The organism is Pseudomonas sp. MD195_PC81_125 (assembly GCF_014060985.1).
Classification (GTDB): domain Bacteria; phylum Pseudomonadota; class Gammaproteobacteria; order Pseudomonadales; family Pseudomonadaceae; genus Aquipseudomonas; species Aquipseudomonas parakoreensis.
Genome location: NZ_JABULD010000255.1, coordinates 1 through 6,914, shown reverse-complemented (window position 1 = coordinate 6,914; position 6,914 = coordinate 1). Strand labels below are relative to the sequence as shown.

Below are 6,914 nucleotides of genomic sequence, written 5' to 3'. Positions count from 1 at the left end.
GGCAATTTTTTGCTGCCAGAAAAGCCTTCGGCGGTTCTACCACCGCCATCGCATGCCCGTCGTTGAACTGCAACGCCGCCAGCCGCGCATACAGTGGATTGCTCACGATCAGCTCCTGATGCGTACCGATTGCGACCAATCGGCCCTGATCCATCACGGCGATCCGGTCGGCGTTCTTCACCGTGGCCAGGCGATGCGCAATCACCAGCGTGGTGCGGTTGTGCATCAGGCTTGGCAGCGCCTCCTGGATCAGATGTTCGCTCTGGGCATCGAGAGCGCTGGTGGCTTCGTCCAGCAGCAGAATCGGCGCATCCACCAGCAACGCGCGGGCAATCGCCAGACGTTGACGCTGGCCGCCGGAAAGGCCGAGACCAGCGTCCCCCAGATGAGTCTGATAACCGTTGGGCATCTTCTCGATGAAGTCATGGGCGTGGGCAATTCTTGCCGCTTCCTTGACCTGCTCCAGTGTCGCGTTGGCATTGCCGTAACGAATATTCTCTTCGACGCTGCCGAAAAACAGCGCTGGCGATTGCGAGACCAGGGCGAAATTGCGCCGCAGATCCAGCGGATCGAGGCTCGTCAGCGGCACCCCGTCAATCAGGATCCGGCCTTCAAGCGGGTCGTAGAAGCGCAGCAACAAGTCATACACCGTGGATTTACCGGCACCGGAAGGCCCGACAAGGGCCAGGGTTTCACCGGCCCTGATGGTCAGGCTCAAGCCGCTGATGGCATAGCTGTCCGGACGCGACGGGTAGGAAAAGTGCACATTCTGCAATTGCAACTCGCCCTTGATCCGTTCAGGCAACGTCACCAGCCCGAGGGTCGGTGGCTGGATGATGTTCTGCGAACTGAGCAGCTCCGCAATGCGCTCGGCGGCACCCGCCGCACGCTGCAACTCGCCGATGACCTCGCTCAACGTACCGATGGCACTGCCGACGATCAGGCTGTAGAAAACGAATGCCGCCAGTTCACCCCCGGTAATGCGCCCGGCTATCACGTCCATGCCGCCGACCCACAACATCACCGCCACCGCGCCGAGCACCAGCACGATCACCACGGTAATCATCCAGGAGCGCTGAAAGATCCGTTTGCGCGCAGTATCAAACGCCTCCTCGACCGTCGTGGCGAAACGGCGTTCATCCTGCACCTGATGGTTGTAGGCCTGAACGGTTTTGATCTGCCCGAGCGTCTCGGAAACGTAGCTGCCGATGTCGGCGACCCGATCCTGACTCAACCGCGACAGATTGCGCACGCGCCGCCCGAAAATCAGAATCGGCGCGACCACGAAGGGCAAGGCGATTACCACGATGCTTGTGAGTTTCGGATTGGTCACGAACAGCAGCACTACTCCGCCGATCACCATCAACAGGTTGCGCAGAAACATGGAGAGCGACGAGCCGATCACCGATTGCAGCAACGTCGTGTCGGCGGTCAGCCGTGATTGAATCTCCGAACTGCGGTTATTCTCGTAAAAGCCGGGATGCAGGTAGACCAGATGGTTGAACACCTCGCGCCGGATATCCGCGACAACTCGCTCGCCGATCCACGACACCCAGTAAAACCGCGCGAAGGTGCCAATCGCCAGGCCCAACACCATCAGCATGAAGATACCGATGCTCTGGTTCAGTTGATGCGGCGACTGCGTCATGAAGCCCCGATCGACCAGCAATTTGATCCCCTGCCCCATCGACAAAGTAACGGCCGCCGTGACAATCAACGCCAACAGCGCAGCGCAGACTTGCCAACGATAAGGCGCCAGAAACCGGCTGGTCAGACTCAGCGCTCGACGGTGCCGGGAAGAAAGCTTCGAGATCATTCAGGTACACATCCGTGTTGATGAAAGGGCTAGCCTAAACCTTCTATGGGGCGGAACTCTGTAAATCACAATGAGTCAGGTTAAATATGCCCCCAAAGACTAGGCCATAGTTGCTATTGGTCTAATGTCCCGGTTGAGACGAGCGGTCATTTCTGTTGGAGTGGAGATGCCGCTTTTGACAGACCCAAGGGTGTTGTCACAGCCTGGTCACGTGGCGGTTTTAATCTACGTGCACAACCTGATGAGGAGACAGGCCATGTCCTTGCAACACAGCAGCGATGACAAGATTCAAGTGATCCGCACCAAGCCCGGCCAACCTCTGGGTTGCTCGATTATCGACAAGGATGGGCGTGAAGTACCGATCACTGAAGACATGATCCAGGACGCGTGCCGCGAGCTGGAGAAGCGATTGGTCAAGCCTGCCGAACAAAAGTGATATAGCCACCGTCTTCCTGACCCGGCCCCTGTTTGGCCGGGTTTTTTCTGCCTGCCGTTCTCTTCTGTTCTGTGTAGGAGCTGCTGAAGGCTGCGATCTTTTTGACTTTGTTTTTTCARAGTCAAGAGCAAAAGATCGCAGCCGGCGGCAGCTCCTACAGGTTGAGCGTCGTGTACGAAGTTGTGCGGTGTTCGCACGGATTTTCCATTAGTGGGTGTTTGATTCTGGAACGCAGTTCTAGATTGTTGCTGAAGAGACATTTCCAACAACAATCACAAGAGGATCGCGCCTTGACTCCGCCCCTTCGTATCGCCCTGATCGGCGCCGGCAACATGGGCCAACAGCATTACCAACACTTGCAAACCCTCGATGAAGCCCGGTTATGCGCAGTGGCCGATCCCGGCCCGCAGGCTCCCGCGCTGGCGGCGCAGTGGGGCGTGGCGTATTTCGCTGATCATCGGCAGATGCTGGAGCAGGTGCGGCCCGATGCGGTGATCGTGGCCAACCCGAATAATCAGCACGTCAGCACGGCGCTGGATTGCCTCGCCGCCGGCGTGCCGGTGCTGTTGGAGAAACCGGTGGGCGTGAACAGGGATGAGGTGCGCAAACTGGTGGCGGCGGTCAAACGCAGCGGCGTGCCGGTGCTGGTCGGCCATCATCGGCGGCACAATCCGTTGATCGTGCGTGCCCACCAATTGCTGCGCAGCGGCGCGCTCGGGCGGCTGACCATGGTTACTGCGCTGTTTCAGTTACGCAAACCCGACCGTTATTTCGAGGTCCCGTGGCGCCGTGAGCCGGGCGCGGGCCTGTTGCTGACCAACCTGATTCACGACCTCGATCTGCTGCGTCACCTTTGCGGGGAGGTGCAGTCGGTGCAGGCCGTCACGGACAACGCGGTGCGGGGTTTTGCCAACGAAGACAGCGTCGCGGTGTTACTGCAATTTGCCGGCGGTGCGCTGGGCACGCTGAGCGGTTCCGATGCGGTCGCCGCGCCGTGGAGCTGGGAGCTGAATTCCGCAGAGAACCCGGTTTACCCGCGTCAGGCCGATCAGCCGTGTTATTTGCTGGCGGGCACTGCCGGAGCGTTAAGCATTCCGCAACTCAAGCGTTGGCATTACCCTGCCGATCAGGTCGATGCCGGCTGGCACGAACCGCTGATCGCGCTGCAAGAACAGTGTGAGGGCGGGGACGCGTTGCGTTTGCAGCTGCAACATTTTGTGCAGGTCGCGCGGCGTGAAGTCGAGCCCTTGGTCAGTGCTGCCGATGCCGCGCGAACCCTGGCGCTGGTCGAAGCGATTCGTGAAGCAGCGGCCAGCGGCCGTGCCTGTTCCCCGGCAGCGGTCGAGGCCTGAGCATGAACGAACGAATTCTGTCTCTGGCCAGCCTCACCGTACTCGAATTGTCGCCACCGCAAATGATCGAGGTCGCGGCGCGTGCCGGTTACAGCCATGTCGGCCTGCGCCTGGAACCGGCGACGCCGGAGGAGTATCACTTTCCGCTGGTGGCCGATGCTGATCTGCGGCGTCAGACGTTGAGGCGTTTGCGCGACACTGGCATCGCGGTGCTCGACGTGGAAATCCTGCGCCTGAAACCGCACACCGTGGTCGCTGATTTCGAGAAGCTGCTGGCCGTCGGCGCGGAGTTTGGCGCCAGTGAATTACTCGTCGCCGGCAATGATCCTGACGAGCAACGGCTCACCGACAACTTTGCCGCGCTGTGTGATCTGGCGGCGCCTTACGGTTTGCATCCGCATCTGGAGTTCATGCCCTGGACCGATGCGTGCAACCTCGAACAGGCGTTGCGCATCGTGGCCAATGCCGATCGGGAAAATGCCGCGGTGCTGGTCGATGCCTTTCATTTCGATCGCTCCGGCTCACGGCTGGAGGATCTGGCCAACGTCGCACCGGCGCGCCTGCGTTATGCGCAATTGTGCGATGTGGCGGGGCCGAGACCGGCGGACATGGCCGAGATCTTGCGTCAGGCGCGCAACGAGCGGCGGTTTCCCGGCGAGGGCGATTGCGACCTGCACGGTTTGTTGCGCAGTCTGCCAGCTAATATTCCACTGAGCCTGGAGATCCCCACGGTAAAACTGCTGGAGCAGGGCGTCAGCGGATTGCAACGAGCGCAGAGGGCGCTCGACAGGACGCGGGAATTGTTGGCGCAGTTATAAGTCAGTTTTTTTGGCGGGGCGCCAGCGTCCCCGCCACTGTTCATTTTTCCTTAAGAGATATCCAATGACCGTCAGCACCCCGCTCTCCGGTGTCAACCAACCCTTCAAGGGGATCTTGCTGATTGTCGTGGCGACCTTCCTGTTCTCCAGCCACGACGCGCTGTCGAAATACCTTTCAGGTTTCTATCCGATCGTCATGGTGGTATGGGCGCGTTATCTGGTGCACACCTTGCTGATGGCGGGGATCTTCCTGCCGCAATCGGGGCTTCGAGTGTTGCGTACCAAACGGCCGTTGTGGCAGTTGGCGCGGGCGCTGTGCCTGCTCGGCACCAGTCTGTTTTTCACCACGGCGCTGTTGTACATCCCGCTGGCCGAGGCCACGGCGGTCAACTTTCTTGCGCCAGTGCTGGTGACGGCATTGTCGGTGCCGTTGCTCAAGGAGCGGGTAACGCGCGGGCAATGGATTGCGGTGATCTGCGGATTCATCGGCGTGCTGATCATCGTTCACCCGGGCGGTGAACTGTTCACTCCGGCGGTGCTGCTGCCGTTCTGCTCGGCGTTGTTTTTCTGCTTCTATCAACTGCTGACACGCAAGCTCAGTGAGGTCGATAGCCCGACCACCAGCAACTTCTTTGCCGGTCTGTGCAACACGCTGGTGATGAGTGCGCTGGTGCCGTTCTTCTGGCAGGTGCCGACGTTGACGCACGCCGCACTGATGCTGGCGCTGGGCAGTTGCGGGATGACCGCGCACCTGTTTCTGACCCAGGCGTTTCGGCACGCCGCGCCGGCATTGCTGGCGCCGTTCGGTTACTGTCAGATCGTGTTTGCCGGGCTGTTGGGCTGGGTGGTGTTCAATCACACGCCGAGCCTGTTGACGGTGATCGGCATTGTGGTGATCTGTTGCAGCGGCCTGGCGGCGGCGTGGCAGCAAAGCCGTAGGTGAGACAGAGACATAAACCCTGTGGGAGCGAGCTTGCTCGCGAAGGCGTCGTTTCAGTCGGCATCTTCAGTGACTGACTGGGCGCTTTCGCGAGCAAGCCCGCTCCCACAGGGGGACGTGGTACGGGCCAGTTATTCGGTGACGTCAGGAATCTTGCGCGGTGCCATGAAGTACATCCAGGTCAGGGCAATGAAGTACATCGCCGGGATCAGCGTGAACAGCACCGTGTAGTTGTTGTTGGTGACGGTCAGGATGTGGCCGACGATCTGGGTCATGAACATCCCGCCAATCGCTGCGCACATGCCGCCGAAACCGAACACCGTGCTCATCATGTGCTTGGGCGTGTAGTCCATCACCAGGCTCCAGATATTCGCGGTCCAGGCCTGATGCGCGCCGATCGCCAGGGAGATTGCCGCGACGGCGACCCACAGGTTGCTCGAACCGGCCGCCATGATCACACCGATGATGCAGCAGGCGAACAGGAACATCGACAGCAGTCGCGCCTTGATCGAGTTCATGCCGCGACCGATCAGGAACGAAGACAGAATGCCGCCACCGACGCTGCCGAAGTCGGCCGTCACGTAGATGATGATCAGCGGAATACCCATCTGGGTGACGTTGATGCCCAGGTTGTATTGCTGATTGAGAAACGGCGGCAACCAATACAGGTAGAACCAGAACACCGGCGCCGTCAGCGAATAGGCGAGGGCGAACGCCCAGGTGCCGCGCATGCGCAGGATGCGTGAGAACGGGACGCGGGCCTGTTCCGGTTCGACTTCTTTCTGGATGTATTCCAGCTCCGACTGTTTGACGCTCGGATGGTCTTCCGGGTTGAAGTATTTCAAGCCCCAGAACAGCAGCCAGATCCCGCCCAGTGCCGACATGCACAGGAACGCCGCCTGCCAGCCCCAGACGTGGAGAATCAGCGGCAGCAGCATCGGCGTGAACATCGCGCCGACGTTGGTCCCGGCGTTGAAGATGCCGGTGGCCACCGCGCGTTCGCCGGCCGGGAACCACAGGCGCGTGGTTTTCACGCAGGCCGGGTAGTTGGCCGCTTCGGTCAGGCCCAGGATAAACCGACAGACCATGAAGCCGACGGCCGACGTCGCCAGACCGTGGGCACCGGTGGCCAGGCTCCAGAGCAGCACCGCGCAGAAGAACACGCGCTTCACGCCGACCCGGTCGATCAGGCGTCCCTGCAGGACGAAGCCGATCGCGTAGCCGACCTGAAACCAGAAGTTGATGTTGGCGTAATCCATCGCCGTCCAGCTCATTTCCTTGGCGAGAATGGGCTGCATGACGCCGAGGGCGGCGCGGTCGATGTAGTTCAGGGTCGTGGCGAAAAACACCAGCGCCAGCATGCCCCAACGGGTCTTGCCGACGGCCATGGCGCCGCGGATCTTGTCGCCGATGCCACCCGTGGCAGTGCTCATGGCCGGAGCCATGCGGGAAGTCTGTGAAGGAATCATTGTTCCACCCGTTTTTGAATTTGTTATGTGGTGTTGTTTGCACGCACTGCGACCGAAGGTTCATATCCGGACTCAATGTGGAG

6 protein-coding genes are annotated in these 6,914 nt (G+C 60.4%); 4 read left to right on the top strand and 2 right to left on the bottom strand.

The genetic code is table 11. From position 1 onward, the window contains the following. A partial coding sequence (locus tag HT737_RS11250) for an ABC transporter transmembrane domain-containing protein (protein ID WP_182402559.1) occupies nucleotides 1–1,816 on the bottom strand: 1,816 nt, incomplete at its 3' end. Nucleotides 1,817–2,072: 256 nt separating this feature from the next. Between HT737_RS11250 and HT737_RS11245 the strand changes: the two genes are divergently transcribed. The 4 genes from HT737_RS11245 (at nucleotide 2,073) to HT737_RS11230 (ending at nucleotide 5,365) form a co-directional block, all read left to right on the top strand. Then, nucleotides 2,073–2,252: a PA1571 family protein gene (locus HT737_RS11245; protein WP_027611439.1), complete on the top strand. Its 180-nt coding sequence runs from the start codon at nucleotides 2,073–2,075 to the stop codon at nucleotides 2,250–2,252. Between the two features lie 290 nt (nucleotides 2,253–2,542). Next, the gene (locus HT737_RS11240; protein WP_121187316.1) at nucleotides 2,543–3,604 is read left to right on the top strand and encodes a Gfo/Idh/MocA family protein; all 1,062 of its coding nucleotides are present in this window, start codon (nucleotides 2,543–2,545) and stop codon (nucleotides 3,602–3,604) included. A 2-nt stretch (nucleotides 3,605–3,606) separates the two neighbouring features. After that, nucleotides 3,607–4,422, top strand: a complete 816-nt coding sequence (locus HT737_RS11235; protein ID WP_182402557.1) for a sugar phosphate isomerase/epimerase — start codon at nucleotides 3,607–3,609, stop codon at nucleotides 4,420–4,422. A gap of 64 nt (nucleotides 4,423–4,486) precedes the next feature. Beyond that, nucleotides 4,487–5,365: a DMT family transporter gene (locus tag HT737_RS11230; protein ID WP_047296716.1), complete on the top strand. Its 879-nt coding sequence runs from the start codon at nucleotides 4,487–4,489 to the stop codon at nucleotides 5,363–5,365. 128 nt (nucleotides 5,366–5,493) lie between these two features. Here the strand turns inward: HT737_RS11230 and HT737_RS11225 are convergent, their stop codons facing one another. Then, nucleotides 5,494–6,831 (bottom strand): MFS transporter, encoded by a 1,338-nt coding sequence (locus HT737_RS11225; protein WP_086792894.1) that lies wholly within the window; start codon nucleotides 6,829–6,831, stop codon nucleotides 5,494–5,496. Between the last annotated feature and the right edge of the window lie 83 nt (nucleotides 6,832–6,914).

Excerpts from the sequence above, each read along its gene's own strand:
- HT737_RS11245 (WP_027611439.1), top strand. The coding sequence starts at position 2,073 with ATGTCCTTGCAACACAGCAGCGATGACAAGATTCAAGTGATCCGCACC.
- HT737_RS11235 (WP_182402557.1), top strand. The coding sequence starts at position 3,607 with ATGAACGAACGAATTCTGTCTCTGGCCAGCCTCACCGTACTCGAATTG.
- HT737_RS11230 (WP_047296716.1), top strand. The coding sequence starts at position 4,487 with ATGACCGTCAGCACCCCGCTCTCCGGTGTCAACCAACCCTTCAAGGGG.
- HT737_RS11225 (WP_086792894.1), bottom strand. The coding sequence starts at position 6,831 with ATGATTCCTTCACAGACTTCCCGCATGGCTCCGGCCATGAGCACTGCC.